Below are 22,442 nucleotides of genomic sequence, written 5' to 3'. Positions count from 1 at the left end.
GGGTGGGGGTGGGGTCGGGGTGATCCAGATGGAGCGGAGGCCGGTGGCGTGGGCGCCGCGGAGGTCGGTGGCGGGGTTGTTGCCGACCATCCAGTCGGCGGGGGTGAGGGTGCGGCCGAGGCGGGCGGCGGCGAGGTGGAAGATCGCGGGGTCCGGTTTGCGGGTGCCGGCCTCCTCGGAGACGACGACGGCGTCGACGGCGGGGAGCAGGCCGGTGCGGGTGAGTTTGGCGCGCTGGATGTCGGTGCAGCCGTTGGTGACGACGGCGATGGGCCAGCCGGCCGAGCGCAGGGCGGCGAGGGCCTCGGGGGCGCCGGGGAGCGGGTGGGTGCGGGCGGCCTCCTGGGCGACGTGTTGTTCCCAGAGGTCGGCGCCGGTGTGCGGGAGGTCGTAGTGGGCGGCGATCCGGGCGAAGCCGGTGGGGGAGCGGTCGGCGCGGAAGAGAGCGAAGACGGTGGGGGCGGCCTCGGCCGGCAGGCCGTGGGTGGCGCAGAAGGCCGGGGTCCAGGCGTCGGGGCCGCCCTCGCGTTCGACCAGGGTGTGGTCCAGGTCGATCAGGAGCAGAGGTGGTGGCGAGGAGTGGGTGGCCATGTGCGGAGAGTAGTGGATCGCCCGGGGGGCGACTTATTGCGCATCACTTGCAATTACCTGATACAGGCAGCACAGTGGTGGGGCAGGGTGGGGTCGGACCGTTTCAGCTTGCCTGTCGAGCAGTCCTGGCCGTGCGGAAGCGCGCCGGGAGTCCTCCCTCACAGCTGATCGTCTTCCCAACCGGCGCCCGCCGGGACAGCGGTCCGCCCACCCCGCCCAGACCCCCCTGAGCCCGCCCTCGCACCCGCCCCCGCGGCCGTCAAGAAACCGTCAGGAGCGGGACGGGGAGCGTCAGGAACCCGTACGGACCAGTGATGGCACCGGGGCGCGGCCCGCAGGATCGGAACAACCGATCGACTGCGGAGGTCCCGTCCGATGTCCAGCCCCCTCTCCCCGGCCCTCGCCGCCGAGCCCGAGCCGCCGGATACCGGCGCCGCGGCGTCCGACGGGGGTGGTGACGAGCGGCACCGGCTGACGGTGTCCGGCGGGCTGGCGGCGCTCTCCCTGGACGCGATGGCCTCGGTGGCCTACGGGCCGGAGTCGATCGTGCTGGTGCTCGCGGCGGCCGGGGCGTACGGGCTCGGGTTCACCCTGCCCGTCACGGCGGCGATCGCGGTGCTGCTGGCGGTGCTGGTGGCCTCCTATCGGCAGGTGATCGCGGCGTTCCCGGACGGCGGCGGCTCCTACGCGGTGGCGAAGGCGCACCTGGGCCGGCGGACGGCGCTGACGGCCGCGGCCTCCCTGGTGATCGACTACGTGCTGAACGTCGCGGTCTCGGTGACGGCCGGTGTGGCGGCGCTGACCTCCGCGGTGCCGGGCCTGTACGAGGACCGGGTGTGGCTGTGTCTGGGCGTGCTGGCGCTGGTGACGGCGGTGAACCTGCGCGGGATCGCCGAGTCCGCCCGCTGGTTCATGGCGCCCACCGCCGTCTTTGTGCTGTCGATCCTGGCGATCGTCGTGGTCGGCCTGTTCCGGGACGCGCCCGCGAGCACCGAGGCCGCCACCGGGCACGCCTCGGTGCTGACGGAGAACGCCACGACGGTCGGCGCGCTGCTGCTGCTCAAGGCCTTCGCGGCCGGGTGCTCGGCGCTCACCGGCGTGGAGGCGGTGGCGAACGCTGTCCCGTCCTTCCGCACGCCGGGCGTGAAGCGCGCCCAGCGCACCGAAGTCGCGCTCGGCGCGCTGCTCGGTGTGATGCTCATCGGACTGGCGGTACTGATCGGCCGCTTCCACCTCCAGCCGGTCGAGGGCGTCACCGTGCTCGCCCAGCTCGCCGACGCCTCGCTCGGCCACGGCGCCGGCTTCTACGTCGTCCAGTTCGCCACCGTCGTCCTGCTCGGCCTGGCCGCCAACACCTCCTTCGGCGGCCTGCCCGTCCTGCTCCACCTGCTGGCCCGCGACAACCACCTGCCGCACGTCTTCGCCCTGCGCGCCGACCGCCAGGTGCACCGCCACGGCGTGCTGTTCCTGGCCGCCGTCTCGGCCGTGCTGCTGCTCGCCTCCGGCGGCGACGTCAACAGCCTGGTCCCGCTCTTCGCGATCGGCGTCTTCGTCGGCTTCACCGTCTGCCAGGTCGGCATGGTCCGCCACTGGTCGCAGGAGAAGCCGTCCCACTGGCGGGCCAAGGCCGCCCTCAACGGCTTCGGCGCGCTGCTCACCGGCACCGCCACCCTGGTCGTCACCGGCACCAAGTTCACCGAGGGCGCCTGGGGCATCTGCCTGGCCCTGCCCCTGCTGGTGCTGCTCTTCGAGGCCGTCCACCGCAGCTACGCCCGGATCGGCGAGCGCCTGGAACTCGGCCGCGTCCCCGGCCCGCTCACCCCGCAGCGCAGCCTGGTCGTCGTCCCGGTCACCGCGATCACCCGCCTCACCCGCGACGGCCTCTCCGCCGCCCTCTCCCTCGGCGACGAGGTCATGGCCGTCACCGTCGTCCACGACCCCGCCGAGACCGAGACGCTGCGCCGGGACTGGGAGCTGTGGGCCCCGGGCGTCCCGCTGGTGGAGATCCCGGACGGCCACCGCCGGCTGGGGCAGCCGATCGCGGCCTTCGTCAACGAGCTCGCCACTGAGCACGCCTACGACCGCCTCACCGTCCTCATCCCCGAGGTCGAGCCGGCCCGTTTCTGGCAGCGCGCGCTGCAGAACCGTCGCGGCGCCGTCATCGACCGGGCCCTGCGCCGGCACACCGACGCGGTGGTCTGCCGGCTCCGGATGCGGATGTGACTCCGGACGCGGATGTGACGAGGGCCCCAGGCGTGCGGGGGGGATTAATGGCTTATGCCCGGATGTAAGAGAGCCGATCGTCATATCTTGACGATGTCTTAACGGCCCCTCCGGCAGCCCCCGAAACGCCTCCACCGCGCCCGGCACGCCTCGCCCATAGCGGCTCCGACCTGCGGAAACATCCCGCCGCTCGGGCGTGCCGGGCGTCCCGCGCACGCCACGACGGCCCATTGCGCGCCCGGTGTGCGCCCTTACGCTCGCCCATGTGTTCAACCTGCCCCAGGCGCTCAAGCGCCTAGTGATCGGCCGGGCCATGCGCAGCGAGGAGCTCGGCGAGACGCTGCTCCCCAAGCGGCTGGCCCTGCCGATCTTCGCCTCCGACCCGCTCTCCTCGGTCGCCTACGCGACCCAGGAGATCCTGCTGGTGCTCACCGTCGGTGGCGCCGCCTTCCTCAACCTGACCCCGTGGGTCGCGGCCGGTGTGGTCGCGCTGATGGCGGTCGTGGTGATGTCCTACCGCCAGGTCGTGCACGCCTATCCCAGCGGAGGCGGCTCCTACGAGGTGGTGTCGCGCAACCTGGGCGCCAACTCGGGCCTGGTGGTGGCGGCCTCGCTGCTGGTCGACTACGTGATGACGGTCGCCGTCTCGGTGGCCTCCGGCGTGGACAACATCATCTCCGCGCTGCCCTCGCTGGCGGACCACCGGGTGGAGCTGGCGGTCGGTTTCGTCGTCCTGCTGATGGCGGTGAACCTGCGCGGTGTCCGGGAGTCCGGCAAGGCCTTCGCCGCGCCGACCTACCTGTTCATCGGCGGCATCCTGCTGATGGTGGTCACCGGGCTGGTCCGGGTGGCGCTCGGCGACGCCCCGGTGGCGGCCAGCGCCGCGTACGGGATCGTGCCGGAGGACGGCAAGGACACCCTGGCCGGGCTGGGGCTGCTGATGCTGGGCCTGCGCGCCTTCGCCTCCGGCTGCACCGCGCTGACCGGGGTGGAGGCGATCTCCAACGGCGTGCCGGCGTTCCGGGCGCCGAAGTCGAGGAACGCCGCCGCGACCATGGCCGTGATGGGCACCACGGCGGTGGTGATGTTCATCGGCATCACCGCGCTGGCGCTGATCTCCAAGGTCCACATCGCCGACAACGCCTGCCACCTCACCGGCTTCCCCGGGGACTGCGCGACCGCGCCGCAGCAGACCGTGATCGCCCAGCTGGCGGCGGCGATCCTCGGCGGGGACGGCAGTGTCCTCTTCTACTTCATCCAGGCGGTCACCGCGCTGGTGCTGATCCTGGCGGCCAACACGGCGTTCAACGGCTTCCCGCTGCTGGCCTCGATCCTGGCCGAGCACCGCTACCTGCCGCGGCAGATGCACACCCGCGGCGACCGGCTGGCCTTCTCCAACGGGATCATCGCGCTCGCGGTGGTGGCCGGCGGCCTCCTCTGGCTGTACGACGCCGACGTCACCAGCCTGATCCACCTCTACATCCTGGGCGTCTTCACCTCCTTCACGCTGTCGCAGATCGGCATGGTGAAGCACTGGAACCGGGCCCTGGCCACCGAGACCGACCCGGCGGTGCGGGGCGCCGCCCAGCGCTCCCGGGTGATCAACTTCTTCGGCGCGGTCACCACCGCGCTGGTGCTGGTCATCGTGCTGCTGACCAAGTTCACCCAGGGCGCCTGGCTGGCCGTGGTCGCGGCGGCGGTGCTGTGGGTGATGATGCGCGGCATCCGGCGGCACTACGACGGCGTCGCCGAGGAACTGGCGGTGGACGACCCGGAGGCCGAGTCGGTGCGGCCGTCCCGGGTGCACGGCATCGTGCTGGTCTCCAAGGTGCACAAGCCCACCCTGCGGGCGATCGGCTACGCGCAGGCGTTCGCGCCGGACTCGCTGGAGGCGCTCACGGTCGCGGTCGAGCCGGACGCCACCGGGGAACTGGAGCGCCGCTGGGACGAACTGGCCCTGCCGGTGCCGCTCAAGGTGCTGGACTCGCCGTACCGGGAGATCACCAAGCCGGTGGTCCAGTACGTGCGGGACTACCGGCGGACCAGCCCGCGGGACGCGGTGGCGGTGTTCATCCCGGAGTACGTGGTCGGGCACTGGTGGGAGCACCTGCTGCACAACCAGTCGGCGCTCTGGCTGAAGAGCCGGCTGCTGTTCACCCCGGGGGTGATGGTGATCAGCGTGCCGTGGCAGCTGACCTCCTCCAACCGGGCGAACCGGCCCTCGGGGCGCGCCCCGGGCGCGGTCCGGCGCGGTGAGCCGGCGGTGCGGCGGGAGCGGGAGAAGCTCCAGGCCCCCGAGCACGCGTAGGCGGACGGCGGACAGCCGTCGGGCCCCGGACAGCACCCCGCTGTCCGGGGCCTTGCCGTACCCGGTCACGTACCTGGTCAACGCACCCGGTCACAGCCCGGACAAGCCCCCGTATGGAGCCCGTCAACAATCGAACGGGCGCCGTATGGAGGGCGTCAAGAACGCCGTTGACGCTCCGTGAGCGCGATTGGCTGGGCCTTGCCGGCCTCTCCGCCGGAGCCGTGCCGGCACACGAACGCGGGCCGCGGCCACCTCCGAACCACCGTGGTGGAGTCCATGTCCGATCTCATCTACGTCGTCGTCACGGTCGCCGTGTTCGGCGTCATCGCCCTGATCGCGCGGGGGGTGGAGAAGCTGTGAGCGCCGAGAACGTCGCAGGTCTCATCGTGGCCGTGGCCCTCGTCGGCTACCTCATCCTCGCGCTGATCTACCCGGAGAAGTTCTGACATGAGTTCGACTCTCGCGGGCTGGCTGCAGGTCCTCGCCCTGGTGGGCGCGCTGGCCCTGTGCTACCGCCCCCTGGGCGACTACATCGCCCACACCCTCACCACCTCCAGGCACCTCAGAGCCGAGAAGGCCCTGTACAAGGTGATCGGCGTGGACGCCGACGCCGACCAGCGCTGGCCGGTCTACCTGCGTTCGGTGCTGGCCTTCTCGGCGGTGTCCGTCCTCTTCCTCTACACCCTGATCCGGGTGCAGCAGTGGCTGCCGCTGGGCCTGGGCGTCGACCAGATGCCCGGCCACCAGGCGTGGAACACCGCGATCTCCTTCGTGGCCAACACCAACTGGCAGTCCTACAGCGGCGAGGCCGCGATGGGGCACCTGGCCCAGATGGCCGGCCTGGCGGTGCAGAACTTCGTCTCCGCGGCCGTCGGCATCGCGGTGGTCGCCACCCTGATCCGGGGCTTCACCCGCAACCGCACCGACCGGCTGGGCAACTTCTGGGTGGACCTCACCCGGATCAGCGTCCGGCTGCTGCTGCCGATCTCGATCGTGTTCGCGCTGGCCCTGGTGGCCACGGGCGTGGTGCAGAACTTCCACGGCTTCCACGAGGTGGCCACGCTGGCGGGCGACCCGCAGTCGGTCCCGGGCGGGGCGGTGGCCTCGCAGGAGGTCATCAAGCTGCTGGGCACCAACGGCGGCGGCTTCTACAACGCCAACTCGGCGCACCCGTTCGAGAACCCGACCGGGCTGAGCAACTTCCTGGAGATCTTCCTCATCCTGGTGATCCCGTTCGCGCTGCCGCGGGCCTTCGGCCGGATGGTCGGGGACAACCGCCAGGGCTACGCGATCGTCTCGGTGATGGGCCTGTTCTGGGTCGCCTCGGTGGCGCTGATGACCCTGGCCGAGTCGCACCACGCGGGCACCGCGCTGCAGTCGGCCGGCGGGGCGATGGAGGGCAAGGAGCAGCGGTTCGGCATCGCGGCGTCCAGCCTGTTCGCGGCCTCGACGACGCTGACCTCGACCGGAGCGGTGAACTCCTTCCACGACTCGTACACCGCGTTCGGCGGCGGGCTGACGATGTTCAACATGATGCTGGGCGAGATCGCGCCCGGCGGTGTGGGCTCGGGCCTGTACGGGATGCTGGTGCTGGCGATCGTCGCGGTGTTCGTGGCCGGTCTGATGGTCGGCCGCACCCCCGAGTACCTGGGCAAGAAGCTCGGCGGCCGGGAGATGAAGTTCGCCTCCCTCTACATCCTGACCACGCCGACCCTGGTGCTGGTCGGCACGGGTGTCGCGATGGCGCTGCCGGGCCAGCGGGCCGGGATGCTGAACTCGGGCGCCCACGGCTTCTCCGAGGTGCTGTACGCCTTCACCTCGGGCGCCAACAACAACGGTTCGGCGTTCGCCGGCATCACGGTGAACACCGACTGGTACGACACCGCGATCGGCCTGGCGATGGTGTTCGGCCGGTTCCTGCCGATGGTCTTCGTCCTGGCCCTGGCCGGCGCGCTCGCCCAGCAGCAGCCGGTCCCCGCCACCCCGGGCACCCTGCCCACCCACAAGCCGCTGTTCGTGGGCCTGCTGTCGGGCGTCGTCCTGATCGTCGTCGGCCTCACCTACTTCCCGGCCCTGGCTCTCGGGCCGATCGCGGAAGGTCTCTCCTGATGTCGTCCACCATGACCGAAGAATCCGAGCGGGCCGAGCAGCCGGCCCCGCAGCCGGAGACGGCGTCCGCCGAGGCGCCGCACAGAGTGTCCGGCGGCCTGCTGGACCCCAAGCTGATCGTCGCGTCCCTGCCGGACGCGGTGAAGAAGCTCGACCCCCGGGTGATGGTCAAGAACCCGGTGATGTTCGTGGTCGAGGTCGGCTCGGTCGTCACCACGGTCGCCGCGATAGCCGACCCCAGCGTGTTCGCCTGGTCGATCACGGTGTGGCTCTGGCTGACCACGGTCTTCGCCAACCTGGCCGAGGCCGTCGCCGAGGGCCGCGGCAAGGCGCAGGCGGACACCCTGCGCCGGACCAAGACCGACACCATGGCCCGCCGCCTCACCGACTGGCCGCGCTCGCGGGCCGAGGAGGAGGTCGCCGGTACCGCGCTGCAGCTCGGTGACCACGTGGTGGTCGAGGCCGGCCAGATCATCCCCGGCGACGGCGACGTCGTCGAGGGCGTGGCCTCCGTCGACGAGTCGGCGATCACGGGCGAGTCCGCGCCGGTGATCCGGGAGTCGGGCGGCGACCGCTCGGCCGTGACCGGTGGCACCAAGGTGCTGTCGGACCGGATCGTGGTGAAGATCGCCTCGGAGCCCGGCAAGTCCTTCATCGACCGGATGATCGCCCTGGTCGAGGGCGCCGCCCGGCAGAAGACGCCGAACGAGATCGCGCTCAACATCCTGCTGGCCTCGCTGACCATCGTCTTCCTGGTGGCGGTCGTCACCCTGCAGCCGATGGCCACCTACGCCGGTGCCCCGCAGTCGATGATCGTGCTGGTCGCGCTGATCGTGGCGCTGATCCCGACCACCATCGGCGCGCTGCTCTCGGCGATCGGCATCGCCGGCATGGACCGCCTCGTCCAGCGCAATGTGCTGGCGATGTCGGGCCGCGCCGTCGAGGCGGCGGGCGACGTCAACACCCTGCTGCTCGACAAGACCGGGACCATCACCCTCGGCAACCGCCAGGCCGCCGAGTTCCAGCCGGTCAGCGGCGTCCCCGTCGAGGAGCTCGCCGACGCCGCCCAGCTGTCCTCGCTGGCCGACGAGACGCCGGAGGGCCGCTCGATCGTCGTCCTCGCCAAGACCGGGTACGGTCTGCGGGCCCGCGCCCAGGGCGAGCTGACGCACGCCACCTGGGTGCCGTTCACCGCGCAGACCCGGATGTCCGGCGTCGACCTCGACGAGGACGAGGGGCTGCACCAGGTCCGCAAGGGCGCGGCCGCGGCCGTCGCCAACTGGGTCACCGCCAACGGCGGCGCCGTCTCCGACGAGGTCTCCGCCCTGGTCGACGGCATCTCCGCCGCCGGTGGCACCCCGCTGGTCGTCGCCACCAGGACCGGTGACGCGCCGGCCCGGATCCTCGGGGTGATCCACCTCAAGGACGTGGTGAAGGAGGGCATGCGGGAGCGCTTCGACGAGCTGCGCCGGATGGGCATCAGGACCGTCATGATCACCGGCGACAACCCGCTGACCGCCCGGGCGATCGCGGAGGAGGCGGGCGTGGACGACTTCCTCGCCGAGGCCACCCCCGAGGACAAGATGGCCCTGATCAAGAAGGAGCAGGCCGGCGGCAAGCTGGTCGCGATGACGGGCGACGGCACCAACGACGCCCCCGCCCTCGCCCAGGCCGACGTCGGTGTCGCGATGAACACCGGGACCATGGCGGCCAAGGAGGCCGGCAACATGGTCGACCTGGACTCCAACCCGACCAAGCTGATCGAGATCGTCGAGATCGGCAAGCAGCTCCTGATCACCCGCGGCGCGCTGACCACGTTCTCCATCGCCAACGACGTCGCCAAGTACTTCGCGATCATCCCGGCGATGTTCGCGGCGGTCTACCCGGGCCTGGACAAGCTGAACATCATGCAGCTGCACAGCCCCCAGTCCGCGATCACCTCGGCGATCATCTTCAACGCCCTGGTCATCGTCGGCCTGATCCCGCTGGCCCTGCGCGGGGTGAAGTACCGCCCCTCCGACGCCAGTTCGCTGCTGCGTCGCAACATCGGGGTCTACGGCCTCGGCGGCCTGGTCGTCCCGTTCGTCGGCATCAAGCTGATCGACCTGGTCGTCCAGTTCGTCCCCGGCCTGAGCTGAGAGAGGAGAAACGCATCATGTCCAAGCCCCTGCCCACCGCCGTGCGCACGCACTTCACCGCGCTGCGCGCCCTGCTGGTCCTGACGGTGCTCCTCGGCATCGCCTACCCGCTGCTGGTCACCGGCATCTCCCAACTGGCCTTCGCGGACAAGGCGAACGGCTCGATCGTCAAGGTCGACGGCAAGGAGGCCGGCTCCAGCCTGCTGGGCCAGAACTTCAACCTCCCCAAGCAGAACCCGGACGACCCGGACGAGGCCCCCCGCCCCGACCCGCAGTGGTTCCAGCCCCGCCCGGGCGCCTACGACCCCAAGGCCTCCGGCGCCTCCAACCTGGGCCCCAACAGCGAGGACCTCGCCAAGAACATCGAGGACCGCCGCCAGGCCGTCGCCGCGTTCGACGGCGTCGACCCGGCGAGCGTCCCGGTGGACGCCCTCACCGCCTCCGGCTCCGGCCTGGACCCGCACATCTCCACCGCCTACGCCCAGGAGCAGGTCGAGCGGGTCGCCAAGGCCCGCAACCTGCCGGTGGACACCGTCCGCAGGCTGGTCGACCAGAACACCGACGGCCGCCCGCTCGGCTTCCTCGGGCAGCCGGGTGTCAATGTGGTCCTGCTCAACCAGGCCCTGGCGGCACAGAAGTGACGACAGATCGGCCGAAGAGCTGAGACGGGCCGGTCCGGTCCGGGGCGAGCGCCCCGGACCGGACCGGCCCGCCGTCCGTCCCCCGTACGACCCGTCCCCCGTACGACGCAGAAGACGAAAGAGCAGCGCCCATGGCCCGCGACCTCACCCCCGGCACCGGCCACCGACGCGGCCGGCTGAGGGTGTACCTCGGTTCCGCTCCCGGTGTCGGCAAGACCTACCGGATGCTGGACGAGGCCCGGCGCAGACAGGACCGGGGCGCGGACGTCGTCGTCGGCTGGATCGAGTGCCACGGGCGCCGCCACACCGAGGCGATGCTCGACGGCCTGGAGGTCGTGCCGGGCGTCCACCGCGCCTACCGGGAAACCGACTTCGAGGAGATGGACCTCGACGGGGTACTGCGGCGGAAGCCCACGGTTGTCCTCGTGGACGAACTGGCGCACACCAACATTCCCGGCGGGCGGCACGGCAAGCGCTGGCAGGACGTCGACGAGCTGCTGGACGCCGGGATCGACGTCATCACCACGGTGAACATCCAGCACCTGGAGTCGTTGAACGACGTCGTCCAGAAGATCACCGGCATCCCGCAGCGCGAGACCGTCCCGGACGAGGTGGTGCGCCGGGCCGACCAGATCGAACTCGTCGACATGGCCCCCCAGGCGCTGCGCCGCCGGATGGCCCACGGCAACGTCTACAAGGCGGAGAAGGTGGACGCCGCGCTCTCGAACTACTTCCGGGTCGGCAACCTCACCGCCCTGCGCGAGCTCGCCCTGCTCTGGGTGGCCGGGCGGGTCGACGAGGGCCTGCGCGACTACCGGGCCAGCCACAACATCGACCGGGTCTGGGAGACCCGCGAACGGGTCGTGGTCGCCCTCACCGGCGGCCCCGAGGGCGAGACCCTGGTCAGACGCGCCGCCCGCATCGCGGACCGGACGGCGGGCGGCGACCTGCTCGCCGTCCACGTCACCCGCAGCGACGGCCTGGCCGGCGCCTCCTCCGGCGCCCTCGCCCAGCAGCGGCAGCTCGTCGAGAGCCTCGGCGGCAGCTACCACGTGGTCGTCGGCGACGACATCCCCACCTCGCTGCTCGCCTTCGCCCGCGCCCACGACGCCACCCAGCTCGTCCTCGGCACCAGCCGCCGCGGCCGGACCGCCCGCTTCCTCACCGGCCCCGGCATCGGCGAGACCACGGTGGACGCCTCCGAGGACATCGACGTCCACATGGTCACCCACGAGTTCACCGGCCGGGGCCGGCTGCCCGCGCTCGGCCGCCGCCACTCCCGGCGCCGCACCGTGGCCGGCTTCCTGGCCGGCCCGATCGTGCCCTCGCTGCTGACCCTGGTCCTGTCCCAGTTCCACGACACCGTCAACCTCACCACCGATGCGCTGATCTTCCAGCTCGGCGTCGTGGTGGTCGCCCTGCTCGGCGGCGCCACCTCGGCCCTGCTGGCCTCGCTGGTCGCCTCGGTGCTGCTCAACTACTTCTTCATCCCGCCCGTCCACGCCTTCACCATCGGCGAGACCAACAACATCATCGCCCTGGTGGTCTTCGCGGCCGTCGCGCTGACCGTCTCCACCGTGGTCGACCACGCGACCCGCCTCACCGCCCGCGCCGCCCGCGCCACCGCCGAGGCCGAGACCCTCTCCACCCTGGCCGGCAGCGTCCTGCGCGGCGCCGACGCCCTGCCCGCGCTGCTGGAGAAGTCCCGCACCGCCTTCGGCATGAGCTCGGTGGCCCTGTTGGGCCGCACCGGCGGCGAGGTGCTCGCCTCCTGCGACACCGCCGCCGAGGTGAAGGACGCCGCCGACGGTGACCGGGCCGACAACGGCGGCGCCGCTCCGGACCACACCCTGGTCACCACCGAGGTCCCCGTCGGCGCCGACGCCGTCCTGGTCCTCACCGGCCGCCGGCTGCCCGCCGCCGACCAGCGCGTCCTCACCGCCTTCGCCGCCCACGTCGCCGCCGCCCTGGAACGCGACCGCCTCGCCGTCGTCGCCGCCGAGGTCGAACCGATCAAGGCCGCCGACCGGATGCGCACCGCCCTGCTCGCCGCCGTCAGCCACGACCTGCGCACCCCGCTCGCCGCCGCCCTCGCCTCGGTCGGCTCGCTGCGCAGCCCGGACGTCGAGTTCTCCCCCGAGGACCAGGCCGAACTCCTCGCCACCGCCGACGAGTCCCTGGTCAAACTCACCCGTCTGGTGGACAACCTGCTCGACATGAGCCGCCTCCAGGCCGGCGCGCTCACCCTCCACCTCGCCGAGACCCACCTCGACGAGATCCTGCCCCGCGCCCTCGACTCGCTCGCCGACCCGTACGCGCCCGTCCAGCCGCTCGACCTGGAGACCGTCCCGCCGGTGCTCGCCGACCCGCCGCTGCTGGAGCGCGTCCTCGCCAACGTCATCACCAACGCCCTGCGCCACAACGCCCCCGGCGCGCCGGTCCTGGTCGCCGCCAGCCACCACGCCGGACGGGTAGAACTGCGGGTGATCGACCGCGGCCCCGGCATCGCCCCCGAGGACCGCGACCGGGTGTTCCTGCCGTTCCAGCGCCTCGGCGACACCGACAACACCACCGGTGTCGGCCTCGGCCTCGCCCTCTCCCGCGGCCTCGCCGAAGCCATGGACGGCAGTCTGGAGGTCGAGGACACCCCCGGCGGCGGCACCACCATGCTGCTCACCCTGCCGGCCGCCCCGGCCCGGCCCCTGCCCGCCGGTCCCGTGCCCGTACCCGCCGATCCGCTGCCCGCCGATCCGCTGCCCGCCGGTCCCATGCCCGCCCAGCACCCCGGGGAGGCCCCCGTATGAGCGAGATCCTCGTCGTCGACGACGAGCCGGCGCTGCTGCGCACCCTGCGGATCAACCTCGGCGCCCGGCAGTACGCCGTCCGCACCGCCGCCACCGGCGGCGAGGCCCTGGCCCGCGCCGCCAGGACCTCCCCCGACGCCGTCCTGCTCGACCTCGGCCTGCCCGACCTCGACGGCATGGACGTCATCCGCGGCCTGCGCAGCCGCAGCGCGGTGCCGATCATCGTGCTCTCCGGCCGGGCCGACGCCGCCGACCGGATCGGCGCCCTGGACGCCGGCGCCGACGACTACCTCACCAAGCCGTTCCTGATGGACGAACTGCTGGCCCGGCTGCGCGCCGTGCTGCGCCGCCCGCCGGTCACCGTCGGTCCCGCGGCGCCCGCGCCGGTGATCGGCGACCACACCGTGGACCTCGCCGCCACCACCGTGACCGGGCCGGACGGCCCGGTGCGGCTCACCCCGACCGAGTGGCGGATCCTGTCCCTGCTGCTGGCCCACCCCGGCCGGCTGGTGCCCGGCCGGCGGATCCTGCGCGAGGTCTGGGGCCCGGCCCACGAGGAACGGGGCAACTACCTGCGGGTCTACCTGGCCGGCCTGCGGCGGAAGCTGGAGCGCGACCCCGCCCGGCCGCGCCATCTGATCACCGAGCCGGGGATCGGCTACCGCTACGAGCCCTGAACGAGCCCCGGACCGCCGGACGTGTCAACGGCCCGTCAGGAGCGGCCGCCCCGGCGCCAACAGGGCGTCAAGAGCGTCCGGGCCGGTCGTCCGGGGGCATAGCGTCGGTGGTGAGGAAGCGGCCCCGCTCCGTGGGGGATGCCTGGGGCCGCTTCGCCGCTCCGGCGGCCACCCGGGTGGGGGAGGGGCGCGCGGTGCCGGCATCGCGCGCCCCGATCACCCGTCCGGCGGACGCCCGTCCGGCCCGGCCGCGTCCCGGCACTGTGCGGTGCCGCCCGGCGCGGTCCGGCCGGGTCCAGCCCCGGTCCGGGTTCAGCCCCCGTCCGTGCCGTCCGACTGCCGGGGCAGCGCCAGGGCCACCGTGTCGGCGAACTCCCGTACCGCGCTGGTCCGGCTGACGACCCGACCGCTGTGCACCACCAGCCGGCTGTGTCCGCCCGCCAGCGCCCCGGACAGGCTGTCCCCGCGCACCGCCAGCAGCTCCGCCGGGAATCCGGCGTCCACCCGCACCGGCGGCAGCCCGATCGCCAGCCGCGCCTGGTTGGAGACCGCGTCGTACGCCGCGTCGGGGTCCAGCACCCCGGCTGCCGCCAGCAGGTACGCGGCCTCCAGCGGGTCCGCCCGCCCGACCGGGTTGGCACCGTCGCGCAGCGAGCCGCTGCCGGCCGCCAGTGGCACCCGGGCCTTCAGCAGGTCCCGCAGCGGCGCCGGCCGCAGCCCGCCCGCCAGGCCCTCCAGCCCCGAACAGCCGCCGTTCTGCGGCAGGCAGACCACCCGGACCCCGCTGTTGGCCAGCACCGTCGCGGCGCCCGGCGCGAGCGACCCGCAGGGACCGACCACCACCCGGGGCCGCAGCGGGGCGAGCGCCCCGGCCAGCCGGGCCAACTGCACCGGATCGGCGGCCGTGGTGTGCAGGTCCACCGGACAGTCCGCCTCCCGGGCGGCCTCCAGCAGCAGTTGGACGTAGCCGGCCGGGTCCGGGTCCAGCTCGGGGCAGCCGCCGGCGGCGGTGGCGCCCAGCTTGAGCGCCTCCCGCAGCTGGGCCCGGCCGTCCGCCCCGGCCCGGCCGGTGAGCAGCCGGGGCATCGCGACGGCCTGGAGGTCGGCGAGGCCGCGCAGCGCCTGCTGGGAGGTGAGGACCGCCTCCAGTCGGCGCAGCCCGTGCACGTCGCCGATCCGGACGTGGGTGCGCTGGGCGGTCGCGCCGTAGCCGAGCGAGGTCAGGGCGGCCTCGGTGACCCGCCGGGTGAGCTCGGCGGGGGTCTCCGGCGGCGGGGTGGGCAGGGCGGCGGAGAAGGCGACGTCGTAGTGCGCGTGCGCCTCGGCCGGGGCCGGCAGCAGCAGATAGCCGCGCAGGTCGATCCTGGCCCCGGTGGTGACGGTGGGACCGCCGGGCACGGCCGGCAGGGGGCCGAGGCCGCCCGCGGTGCCGACGGCCTGGATCCGGTCGCCGCTGATCCGTACGTCCACCACCCGGCCGTCCGCCAGCCTGGCCCCGGTGAGCAGCAGGACGGGCCCGTGCCCGAGCGGGTTGGCGGCCGGTCCGGGTCCGGGGTGCGGTCCGTCGGCGGCTGCGCTGTCCATCGCCCGGCTCCTTCTGGCGTCCGGTTCCTGCTCGGGTCAATGAGCGACGAGCCTACGGCGGGCGGACCCGGGGCGCCGGGAGGCGGGCAATAGTCGTATCGGCTTGGGCGCGCCCCCCGGGGGGCCGGTCGAACGCCGGACCTTCGATCGCTCGCCCGTGCGCCTCGCCGACCTGCGGACTTCGCCGCGGGATACGGATTTCACCTCTGGGCGCGGAACGTGTAATCTCTTCCTCGTTCGCCCCTATAGCTCAGTCGGTAGAGCGTCTCCATGGTAAGGAGAAGGTCTGCGGTTCGATTCCGCATGGGGGCTCTGGTGAGAAGGAGTCGGCTTCGGCTGTGCTCCGGATCACTGTGGCGGTGTAGCTCAGTTGGTAGAGCAAGCGGCTCATAATCGCTGTGTCACCGGTTCAAGTCCGGTCACCGCTACCCCGCGTAGTCGGTCGGGGGATCACACTCCCGGTCGGCTACTCTTGTCTGTGTTCTTATTCTTTCAAGGAAGGCACTCCCGTGGCTGCCACCGATGTCCGCCCGAAGATCACGCTGGCCTGCGTGGAGTGCAAGGAGCGGAACTACATCACCAAGAAGAACCGGCGTAACGACCCGGACCGTCTTGAGATGAAGAAGCACTGCCCCCGCTGCAACTCGCACACCGCGCACCGCGAGACCCGCTGACCCTCTCGTAGGGCAACGGGCCTGTGTGACAAGGTCCACGACTCCGGGCCGCATCCCTCATTGGGGGGTGCGGCCCGGAGTCTTTTGTGTAAGAACCGACTGTCCGCCGCGTTTCCTAGGAGCTGCCGATGGCACTCGACCCTTCCTTCATCGGGCGGACCTATCCGCCCACCGAGCCCTACGAGGTCGGTCGGGAGAAGATCCGCGAGTTCGCCGTCGCCGTGGGTGACGCCAATCCCGTGTACCTCGACCCGGAGGCCGCCAAGGCGCTCGGCCACCCGGACGTGATCGCGCCGCCGACCTTCCCGATCGTCCTCACCATGCGGGCCTCCGGCCAGGTGGTCCAGGATCCGGAGCTGGGTCTCGACTACAGCCGGGTCGTGCACGGCGACCAGAAGTTCAGCTACACCCGCCCGGTGCGGGCCGGTGACCGGCTGACCGTCTCGGTCACCGTCGACAACATCAAGTCGCTGGCCGGCAACGACGTGCTCACCGTGCGTGGCGAGGTCGCGGACGAGACCGGCGAGCACGTGGTGACGTCGGTCATGACCCTGGTGGCCCGGGCCGCCGACGAGAAGGCGGGGGAGTGAGCCCGATGGCGATCGGATACGACGAGGTCGAGGTCGGCACCGAGCTGCCGGCACAGTCCTTCCCGGTGACCCGGGCCGCGCTGGTGCAGTACGCGGGCGCCTCCGGCGACTTCAACCCGATCCACTGGAACGAGAAGGTCGCGCTGGAGGTCGGCCTGCCCGACGTCATCGCGCACGGCATGTTCACCATGGCCGAGGCCGTCCGGGTGGTGACCGACTGGGTCGGCGACCCGGCCGCGGTGGTCGAGTACGGCGTCCGGTTCGTCCGTCCGGTGCCGGTGCCCAACGACGGCACCGGCTCGGTGGTCGAGGTCACCGGCAAGGTGGCCAAGCTGCTCGACGACCGCCGGGTCCAGGTCGACCTGCTGGCGACCTACCAGGGCCAGAAGGTGCTCGGCATGGCCAAGGCGGTCGTCCGGCTCGTCTGAGCCCGCGCGCCTTCGCACCGCCGCGCACCTCGGGGCACCCCGCCCGCTCCGGCCCCGCCCCGGGGCGGGCGGGGGCGGGCTCCCCGTACCCTGGGGGCGTGCTGGAAGAACTCGACGCCCCCCTCGCCCCGCTGACCACCCTGCGGCTCGGCGGCCCGGCCCGCCGCCTGGTGACCGCGCACACCGATGACGAGGTGGTCGCCGCCGTGCGCGCCGCGGACGCGGCGGGGGAGCCGCTGCTGGTGCTCGGCGGCGGCTCCAACCTGGTGATCGGCGACGCCGGCTTCGCCGGCACGGTGCTGCGGATCGCCACCACCGGCTTCGCCCTGGACGGCACCGTCCTGGAGCTGGCGGCCGGCGAGGTCTGGGCCGACGCGGTGGCCCGCGCGGTCGACGCCGGACTGTCCGGGATCGAGTTCCTGGCCGGCATCCCCGGCTCGGCCGGTGCCACCCCGGTGCAGAACGTCGGCGCCTACGGCCAGGAGGTCGCGCAGACGATCACCGAGGTGGTCGCCTACGACCGCCGGGCCGACCGGGTGGTCACCCTCTCCAACGCCGAGTGCGCGTTCTCCTACCGGCACAGCCGCTTCAAGGCGGACCCCGAGCGCCATGTGGTGCTGCGGGTCCGCTTCGGACTGGAGGACGCCGCCGGGCGCTCCACCCCGGTCCGGTACGCCGAGGTCGCCAAGCACTTCGGGGTGGCCCAGGACGAGCGGGTCGACCTGGCGGCGGCGTACGCGGCCGTGCTCGGGCTGCGGGCCGGCAAGGGCATGGTGCTGGACCCGGCGGACCACGACACCTGGTCGGCGGGCTCCTTCTTCACCAACCCGGTGCTGGGCCCCGAGCAGTACACGGCCTTCCTGGCGCTGGCCGCCGAGCGCGAGCTGACCGCCCCCGCCTACCCGGCGCCGGACGGGCACACCAAGACCTCGGCCGCCTGGCTGATCGACCGGGCCGGCTTCGGCAAGGGTTACGGGAGCGGTCCGGCGACCCTCTCCACCAAGCACACCCTGGCGCTCACCAATCGCGGCGCGGCCACCACCGAGGACCTCCTCGCGCTGGCCCGGGAGATCCGGGACGGGGTGCGGGCGGCTTTCGGGGTGGAGCTGGTGAACGAGCCGGTGATGGTCGGCGTCAGCCTCTGAGCCGCCCGGCTCCCGCTGCTCGCTGCCCGCTTACCGCTTGCCGCTGCCCGGCCCTCAGGCCGTCAGCCAGGTGTCGATGTCCGCCAGCAGCTCCTTCCGCACGCTGTCCGGCGCGACCGAGCCGCGCACCGACTGCCGGGCCAGCTCGGCCAGCTCGGGGTCGGTGAAGCCCAGCACGTCGCGGGCCAGGTCGTACTGGTCGGCGAGCCTGGCGCCGAACAGCAGCGGGTCGTCGGCGCCGAGCGCCAGCGGCACCCCGGCGTCGAACAGCCGGCGCAGCGGGACGTCCTCCGGGCGCTCGTAGACGCCCAGCGAGACGTTCGAGGACGGGCAGACCTCGCAGGTCACCTGACGGTCGGCCAGCCGCTGCATCAGCCGCTCGTCCTCGGCGGCCCGTACGCCGTGGCCGATCCGGCCGGCGCCGAGGTCGTCCAGGCAGTCCCGGACGGACTCCGGGCCGGCCAGCTCGCCGCCGTGCGGGGCGGCCAGCAGCCCGCCCCGGCGGGCGATGTCGAAGGCCCGGTCGAAGTCGCGGGCCAGGCCGCGGCGCTCGTCGTTGGACAGGCCGAAGCCCACCACGCCCCGGTCGGTGTAGCGGACGGCGAGCCGGGCCAGGGTCCTGGCGTCCATCGGGGACTTCATCCGATTGGCCGCGACCAGGACCCTGATGCCGACCCCGGTGGCGGCGGCGGCCTGCTCCACCGCGTCCAGGATCAGCTCCAGGGCCGGGATCAGCCCGCCCAGCCGGGGCGCGTAGGAGGTCGGGTCGACCTGGATCTCCAGCCAGCGGGAGCCGTCCCGCCGCTCGTCCTCGGCGGTCTCCAGGACCAGCCGGCGGATGTCCTCCTCGTCGCGGAGGACCGAGCGGGCGGTGTCGTAGAGGCGCTGGAACCGGAACCAGCCGCGTTCGTCGGTGGCCCGCAGCCGGGGCGTTTCACCGGAGCTGAGCGCCTCCGGCAGCCGGACCCGGTGCTTCTCGGCCAGTTCGAGCAGGGTGGCCGGGCGCATCGAGCCGGTGAAGTGCAGGTGCAGGTGGGCCTTCGGAAGGTCCCTGACGTCTCGCGGGTTCAGCAGGCGTTCCATTCACGAATCCTGCCGTATCGGGGCCCCCTACGGGAACCGCCCTCTTCCCGGCCCCCGAAGGGGTGAAAAGAGGGCGGTCCGGTCAAGCGGTGTTGACGTCACGCTTCGAGGGCACCGCGAGCGGGCCCCGGGCGGGGAGGGTTCAGCGGGCCTCGGCCAGCAGCTTCTGGAGCCGGCCGACACCCTCGGCGAGGTCGGCGTCGCCCAGGGCGTAGGAGAGCCGCAGGTAGCCGGGGGTGCCGAAGGCCTCGCCGGGGACGACCGCGACCTCGACCTCGTCCAGGATCAGCGAGGCCAGCTCGGCGGAGGTCTGCGGACGCTGCCCGCGGATCTCCTTGCCCAGCAGGGCCTTGACGGACGGGTACACGTAGAAGGCGCCCTCGGGCTCGGGGCAGACCACGCCGTCGATCTCGTTGAGCATCCGGACGATGGTGCGGCGGCGCCGGTCGAAGGCGGTGCGCATCTCGTGGACGGCGGACAGGTCGCCGGCGACGGCGGCCAGGGCGGCGCGCTGGGCCACGTTGGAGACGTTCGAGGTGGCGTGCGACTGCAGGTTGGTCGCGGCCTTGATCACGTCCTTGGGGCCGATCACCCAGCCCACCCGCCAGCCGGTCATCGCGTAGGTCTTGGCGACACCGTTGACCACGACGGTCTTGTCCGCGAGCTCCGGCAGCAGGGCCGGCAGCGAGACGAACTCCGCGTCGCCGTAGACGAGGTGCTCGTAGATCTCGTCGGTGAGCACCCACAGCCCGTGCTCCACGGCCCAGCGGCCGATCGCCTCGGCCTCGGCCCGGGTGTACACCGCGCCGGTCGGGTTGGACGGCGAGACGAAGAGCACCACCTTGGTGTTCTCGGTACGGGCGGCCTCCAGCTGCTCGACCGAGACCTTGTAACCGGTGGTCTCGTCGGTCACGACCTCCACCGGCACACCGCCGGCCAGCTGGATCGACTCCGGGTAGGTGGTCCAGTACGGCGCCGGGACGATGACCTCGTCGCCCGGGTCGAGGATCGCCGCGAACGCCTCGTAGATCGCCTGCTTGCCGCCGTTGGTCACCAGCACCTGGGAGGCGTCCACCGCGTAGCCGGAGTCGCGCAGGGTCTTGGCCGCGATCGCCTCCTTGAGCTCCGGCAGGCCGCCGGCCGGGGTGTAGCGGTGGTTCCTCGGGTCGCGGCAGGCCTCGACGGCCGCCTCGACGATGTAGTCCGGGGTGGGGAAGTCCGGCTCACCGGCGCCGAAGCCGATGACGGGCCGGCCGGCCGCCTTGAGGGCCTTGGCCTTGGCGTCCACGGCGAGGGTGGCGGACTCCGCGATCGCGCCGATCCGGGCGGAGACGCGGCGGTCGGCGGGGCGGACGGAACGGTCGGGCTGCGGGGTGGAAGCGCTCATGCCTGCATGGTCGCAGACCGCACACCGCCCGGGCATGGCGGTTTCACGATATGTACGGGAGCGTCCGCATGGCGGCCGGGTCGGCCCCGGTGACGGCCCGAAAAGAAGAGGTTCGACCAAACGCCCTTCGACCCCGTACACTCACTGATCGACGGCCACCGAACGAACCGGAGCCTCCACCGCCGCGCAGAAACTGTGCGGACATCGGTGGAAGATACGGTAGGTTGGTCGTCACTACTGGGGCCGCGAGGTTCCGTAGGGCAATAGCTCAATTGGTAGAGCACCGGTCTCCAAAACCGGCGGTTGGGGGTTCAAGTCCCTCTTGCCCTGCTGCTCGATCCGTCATCAGCCCGTTCGCTCCACAGAGCGAGCGGGCTTGATGCGGAGAGGGCGCCGATCAGCACCGCTAGCCGGCCGCTCGTGCCTCTTCGGGTACGCAGTCGACGCTCGGCAGGACCCGGATTCAGGTGAGGACGAGTGACGGAGACCACGGGCTCCACCGCAACGCCTGAGAGCGGCAACCCCGAGGGGGCCGACGGCGCTGCCGACACCACCCCTGCGGAGGGTGATTCGCGCCGCAAGCGCTCTGGCGAGAAGAAGTCCGGCAAGCGGGCCAAGAAGGGCGTCTTCGCCCGTCTCGCCCTCTTCTACCGACAGATCATCGCCGAGCTGCGCAAGGTCGTCTGGCCGACCCGCAACCAGCTGGTGAGCTACACCACGGTCGTGGTCGTGTTCGTCGTGGTCGTGATGGCCTTCGTGTCCGGCCTCGACTACGGCTTCTCCAAGGCCGCCCTCTGGATCTTCGGCTGACCAAGCCGTTCCACCTGTGCGTACAACCTCCCGACCCGGGCCGGTCCTCGGCCCGGGTCGAGCTGTCTGCGTCGGAGGTACGGGGCCGCTACCGTTGACTCGGTACTGTTGAAGTCTTCGAGGCGAACTTCCGGCGACCGCGTGAGCGGAGCGGAGCCGGACCGTCGCGGAGCGTGCCACCTTCACCATCTCCAGGAAAGAAGCAGCCACCGTGTCTGAGTCCCCCCTGTACGACGCCGACGAGACCGTCCTCGAGGCGGATGTCGCCGCCGAGGACGCGGCCGAGCTGGCTGACGCCGTCGAGTCCGACGAGCAGCAGATCGTGGACGCGGTCGACTCCGACGAGGACGAGGTCGAGGCGTTCGACGAGGCGGAGGCCGGCGAGCCGGCCGAGGACGTCGCGCTGCACGTGGAGACCGAGGAGGAGCTCGTCGAGGACGCCGCCGACGAGGACGCCGAGGCCGCCGAGGACGAGGCCGCCGCCGAGGACACCGAGGAGGCCGCCGAGGAGGAGGCCGTCGAGGTCGACCCGGTCGCCAAGTTCCGCGAGGACCTCCGGTTCATGCCGGGCGAGTGGTACGTGATCCACACCTACGCCGGCTACGAGAACCGGGTGAAGCAGAACCTGGAGCAGCGCGCGGTCTCCCTCAACGTCGAGGAGTACATCTTCCAGGCCGAGGTGCCGCAGGAGGAGGTCGTCCAGATCAAGAACGGCGACCGCAAGACCATCCGCCAGAACAAGCTCCCCGGCTACGTCCTGGTGCGCATGGACCTCACCCCGGAGTCCTGGGGCGTCGTGCGCAACACCCCCGGTGTCACCGGCTTCGTCGGCAACGCCTACGACCCGTACCCGCTGACCCTGGACGAGGTCGTCAAGATGCTCGCCCCCGACGTCGAGCGCCAGGCGGCCAAGGAGGCCGGCAAGCCCTCGCCGGTCAAGCCCAGCGAGATCCAGGTCCTCGACTTCGAGGTCGGCGACTCGGTCACCGTCACCGACGGCCCGTTCGCGACCCTGCAGGCGACCATCAACGAGATCAACCCCGACTCGAAGAAGGTCAAGGGCCTGGTCGAGATCTTCGGCCGGGAGACCCCGGTCGAGCTCTCCTTCGACCAGATCCAGAAGAACTAGTCCCACAGTCTTCGGATTCGGGGCGGGCCCGCGGGCCCGCCCCGAATCCGTTTTGGTCCAGCGACGCCGAGGCGTTAGCCTGGTCCGATGTGTGTGCTGGCGACCGGGTGTCGCCCCGTGT

General features: G+C 72.3%; 18 protein-coding genes and 3 tRNA genes. 17 read left to right on the top strand and 4 right to left on the bottom strand.

Annotated features, from left to right (window positions below):
- Positions 1 to 591: HAD family hydrolase (locus VR45_RS11675; RefSeq protein ID WP_045939630.1), on the bottom strand; the 591-nt coding region annotated here is incomplete at its 3' end.
- Between the two features lie 375 nt (positions 592 to 966).
- Here VR45_RS11675 and VR45_RS11670 point away from each other — a divergent pair.
- From VR45_RS11670 to VR45_RS11635, 8 genes are all read left to right on the top strand, one after another.
- Entirely contained in the window at positions 967 to 2,814 is a 1,848-nt protein-coding gene (locus VR45_RS11670) for an APC family permease (RefSeq protein ID WP_045939629.1), read from the top strand.
- A 313-nt stretch (positions 2,815 to 3,127) separates the two neighbouring features.
- Complete coding sequence (locus VR45_RS11665) at positions 3,128 to 5,122, top strand: APC family permease (protein ID WP_045939635.1); 1,995 nt, start codon at positions 3,128 to 3,130, stop codon at positions 5,120 to 5,122.
- 356 nt (positions 5,123 to 5,478) lie between these two features.
- A complete protein-coding gene (gene kdpF, locus VR45_RS45525; protein WP_033352920.1) occupies positions 5,479 to 5,568 on the top strand; it encodes a K(+)-transporting ATPase subunit F in 90 nt (29 codons plus the stop codon).
- Position 5,569: 1 nt separating this feature from the next.
- Entirely contained in the window at positions 5,570 to 7,231 is a 1,662-nt protein-coding gene (kdpA, locus tag VR45_RS11655; RefSeq protein WP_045939628.1) for a potassium-transporting ATPase subunit KdpA, read from the top strand.
- Positions 7,232 to 7,242: 11 nt separating this feature from the next.
- Entirely contained in the window at positions 7,243 to 9,369 is a 2,127-nt protein-coding gene (gene kdpB / locus VR45_RS11650) for a potassium-transporting ATPase subunit KdpB (RefSeq protein ID WP_045939634.1), read from the top strand.
- A gap of 17 nt (positions 9,370 to 9,386) precedes the next feature.
- A complete protein-coding gene (gene kdpC / locus VR45_RS11645; RefSeq protein ID WP_045939627.1) occupies positions 9,387 to 10,010 on the top strand; it encodes a potassium-transporting ATPase subunit KdpC in 624 nt (207 codons plus the stop codon).
- Positions 10,011 to 10,141: 131 nt separating this feature from the next.
- A complete protein-coding gene (locus tag VR45_RS11640) occupies positions 10,142 to 12,814 on the top strand; it encodes an ATP-binding protein (protein WP_045939626.1) in 2,673 nt (890 codons plus the stop codon).
- The gene (locus VR45_RS11635; protein WP_045939625.1) at positions 12,811 to 13,491 is read left to right on the top strand and encodes a response regulator; all 681 of its coding nucleotides are present in this window, start codon (positions 12,811 to 12,813) and stop codon (positions 13,489 to 13,491) included. The genes VR45_RS11640 and VR45_RS11635 overlap by 4 nt, the downstream gene beginning before the upstream one ends.
- Positions 13,492 to 13,803: 312 nt before the next feature.
- On the opposite strand, the gene VR45_RS11630 is transcribed toward VR45_RS11635, so the two are convergent.
- On the bottom strand, positions 13,804 to 15,075 hold the full coding sequence (locus VR45_RS11630) for a hydrolase (protein WP_045939624.1): 1,272 nt from the start codon (positions 15,073 to 15,075) through the stop codon (positions 13,804 to 13,806).
- A gap of 239 nt (positions 15,076 to 15,314) precedes the next feature.
- Here VR45_RS11630 and VR45_RS11625 point away from each other — a divergent pair.
- From VR45_RS11625 to VR45_RS11600, 6 genes are all read left to right on the top strand, one after another.
- Positions 15,315 to 15,387 (top strand) — tRNA-Thr (locus tag VR45_RS11625).
- A 43-nt stretch (positions 15,388 to 15,430) separates the two neighbouring features.
- Positions 15,431 to 15,503 (top strand) — tRNA-Met (locus VR45_RS11620).
- A gap of 81 nt (positions 15,504 to 15,584) precedes the next feature.
- Positions 15,585 to 15,749, top strand: coding sequence for a 50S ribosomal protein L33 (gene rpmG, locus VR45_RS11615; RefSeq protein WP_006604855.1), 165 nt, complete (start codon positions 15,585 to 15,587; stop codon positions 15,747 to 15,749).
- A gap of 128 nt (positions 15,750 to 15,877) precedes the next feature.
- A complete protein-coding gene (locus VR45_RS11610; RefSeq protein ID WP_045939623.1) occupies positions 15,878 to 16,339 on the top strand; it encodes a MaoC family dehydratase N-terminal domain-containing protein in 462 nt (153 codons plus the stop codon).
- Between the two features lie 5 nt (positions 16,340 to 16,344).
- Entirely contained in the window at positions 16,345 to 16,767 is a 423-nt protein-coding gene (locus tag VR45_RS11605) for a MaoC family dehydratase (RefSeq protein ID WP_045939633.1), read from the top strand.
- A gap of 98 nt (positions 16,768 to 16,865) precedes the next feature.
- Positions 16,866 to 17,912, top strand: a complete 1,047-nt coding sequence (locus tag VR45_RS11600; RefSeq protein ID WP_045939622.1) for a UDP-N-acetylmuramate dehydrogenase — start codon at positions 16,866 to 16,868, stop codon at positions 17,910 to 17,912.
- Positions 17,913 to 17,966: 54 nt separating this feature from the next.
- Here the strand turns inward: VR45_RS11600 and VR45_RS11595 are convergent, their stop codons facing one another.
- A complete protein-coding gene (locus VR45_RS11595; RefSeq protein WP_045939621.1) occupies positions 17,967 to 18,995 on the bottom strand; it encodes an adenosine deaminase in 1,029 nt (342 codons plus the stop codon).
- Between the two features lie 142 nt (positions 18,996 to 19,137).
- Positions 19,138 to 20,382 carry a pyridoxal phosphate-dependent aminotransferase gene (locus VR45_RS11590; protein ID WP_045939620.1) on the bottom strand — a complete coding sequence of 415 codons (1,245 nt, stop codon included), beginning with the start codon at positions 20,380 to 20,382 and terminating at the stop codon, positions 19,138 to 19,140.
- Between the two features lie 257 nt (positions 20,383 to 20,639).
- Between VR45_RS11590 and VR45_RS11585 the strand changes: the two genes are divergently transcribed.
- From VR45_RS11585 to nusG, 3 genes are all read left to right on the top strand, one after another.
- Positions 20,640 to 20,712 (top strand) — tRNA-Trp (locus tag VR45_RS11585).
- Positions 20,713 to 20,859: 147 nt separating this feature from the next.
- On the top strand, positions 20,860 to 21,192 hold the full coding sequence (gene secE / locus VR45_RS11580) for a preprotein translocase subunit SecE (protein ID WP_045939619.1): 333 nt from the start codon (positions 20,860 to 20,862) through the stop codon (positions 21,190 to 21,192).
- 286 nt (positions 21,193 to 21,478) lie between these two features.
- Positions 21,479 to 22,321: a transcription termination/antitermination protein NusG gene (gene nusG / locus VR45_RS11575; RefSeq protein WP_234325943.1), complete on the top strand. Its 843-nt coding sequence runs from the start codon at positions 21,479 to 21,481 to the stop codon at positions 22,319 to 22,321.
- The last annotated feature ends 121 nt before the right edge of the window (positions 22,322 to 22,442 follow it).

Origin of the sequence: Streptomyces sp. NRRL S-495, assembly GCF_000966955.1 — a bacterium.
In the GTDB taxonomy this organism is placed as follows: Bacteria; Actinomycetota; Actinomycetes; order Streptomycetales; family Streptomycetaceae; genus Kitasatospora; species Kitasatospora purpeofusca.
Note: the sequence above shows the minus strand (reverse complement) of the source record. Positions and strands in the feature narration are given on the sequence as shown.

Coding starts and splice junctions, on each gene's coding strand:
- VR45_RS11595 (WP_045939621.1), bottom strand. CDS start 18,995: ATGGAACGCCTGCTGAACCCGCGAGACGTCAGGGACCTTCCGAAGGCC.
- VR45_RS11635 (WP_045939625.1), top strand. CDS start 12,811: ATGAGCGAGATCCTCGTCGTCGACGACGAGCCGGCGCTGCTGCGCACC.
- kdpB (WP_045939634.1), top strand. CDS start 7,243: ATGACCGAAGAATCCGAGCGGGCCGAGCAGCCGGCCCCGCAGCCGGAG.
- VR45_RS11610 (WP_045939623.1), top strand. CDS start 15,878: ATGGCACTCGACCCTTCCTTCATCGGGCGGACCTATCCGCCCACCGAG.
- VR45_RS11590 (WP_045939620.1), bottom strand. CDS start 20,382: ATGAGCGCTTCCACCCCGCAGCCCGACCGTTCCGTCCGCCCCGCCGAC.
- kdpC (WP_045939627.1), top strand. CDS start 9,387: ATGTCCAAGCCCCTGCCCACCGCCGTGCGCACGCACTTCACCGCGCTG.
- VR45_RS11665 (WP_045939635.1), top strand. CDS start 3,128: ATGCGCAGCGAGGAGCTCGGCGAGACGCTGCTCCCCAAGCGGCTGGCC.
- kdpA (WP_045939628.1), top strand. CDS start 5,570: ATGAGTTCGACTCTCGCGGGCTGGCTGCAGGTCCTCGCCCTGGTGGGC.
- VR45_RS11630 (WP_045939624.1), bottom strand. CDS start 15,075: ATGGACAGCGCAGCCGCCGACGGACCGCACCCCGGACCCGGACCGGCC.
- VR45_RS11670 (WP_045939629.1), top strand. CDS start 967: ATGTCCAGCCCCCTCTCCCCGGCCCTCGCCGCCGAGCCCGAGCCGCCG.
- VR45_RS11640 (WP_045939626.1), top strand. CDS start 10,142: ATGGCCCGCGACCTCACCCCCGGCACCGGCCACCGACGCGGCCGGCTG.
- VR45_RS11605 (WP_045939633.1), top strand. CDS start 16,345: ATGGCGATCGGATACGACGAGGTCGAGGTCGGCACCGAGCTGCCGGCA.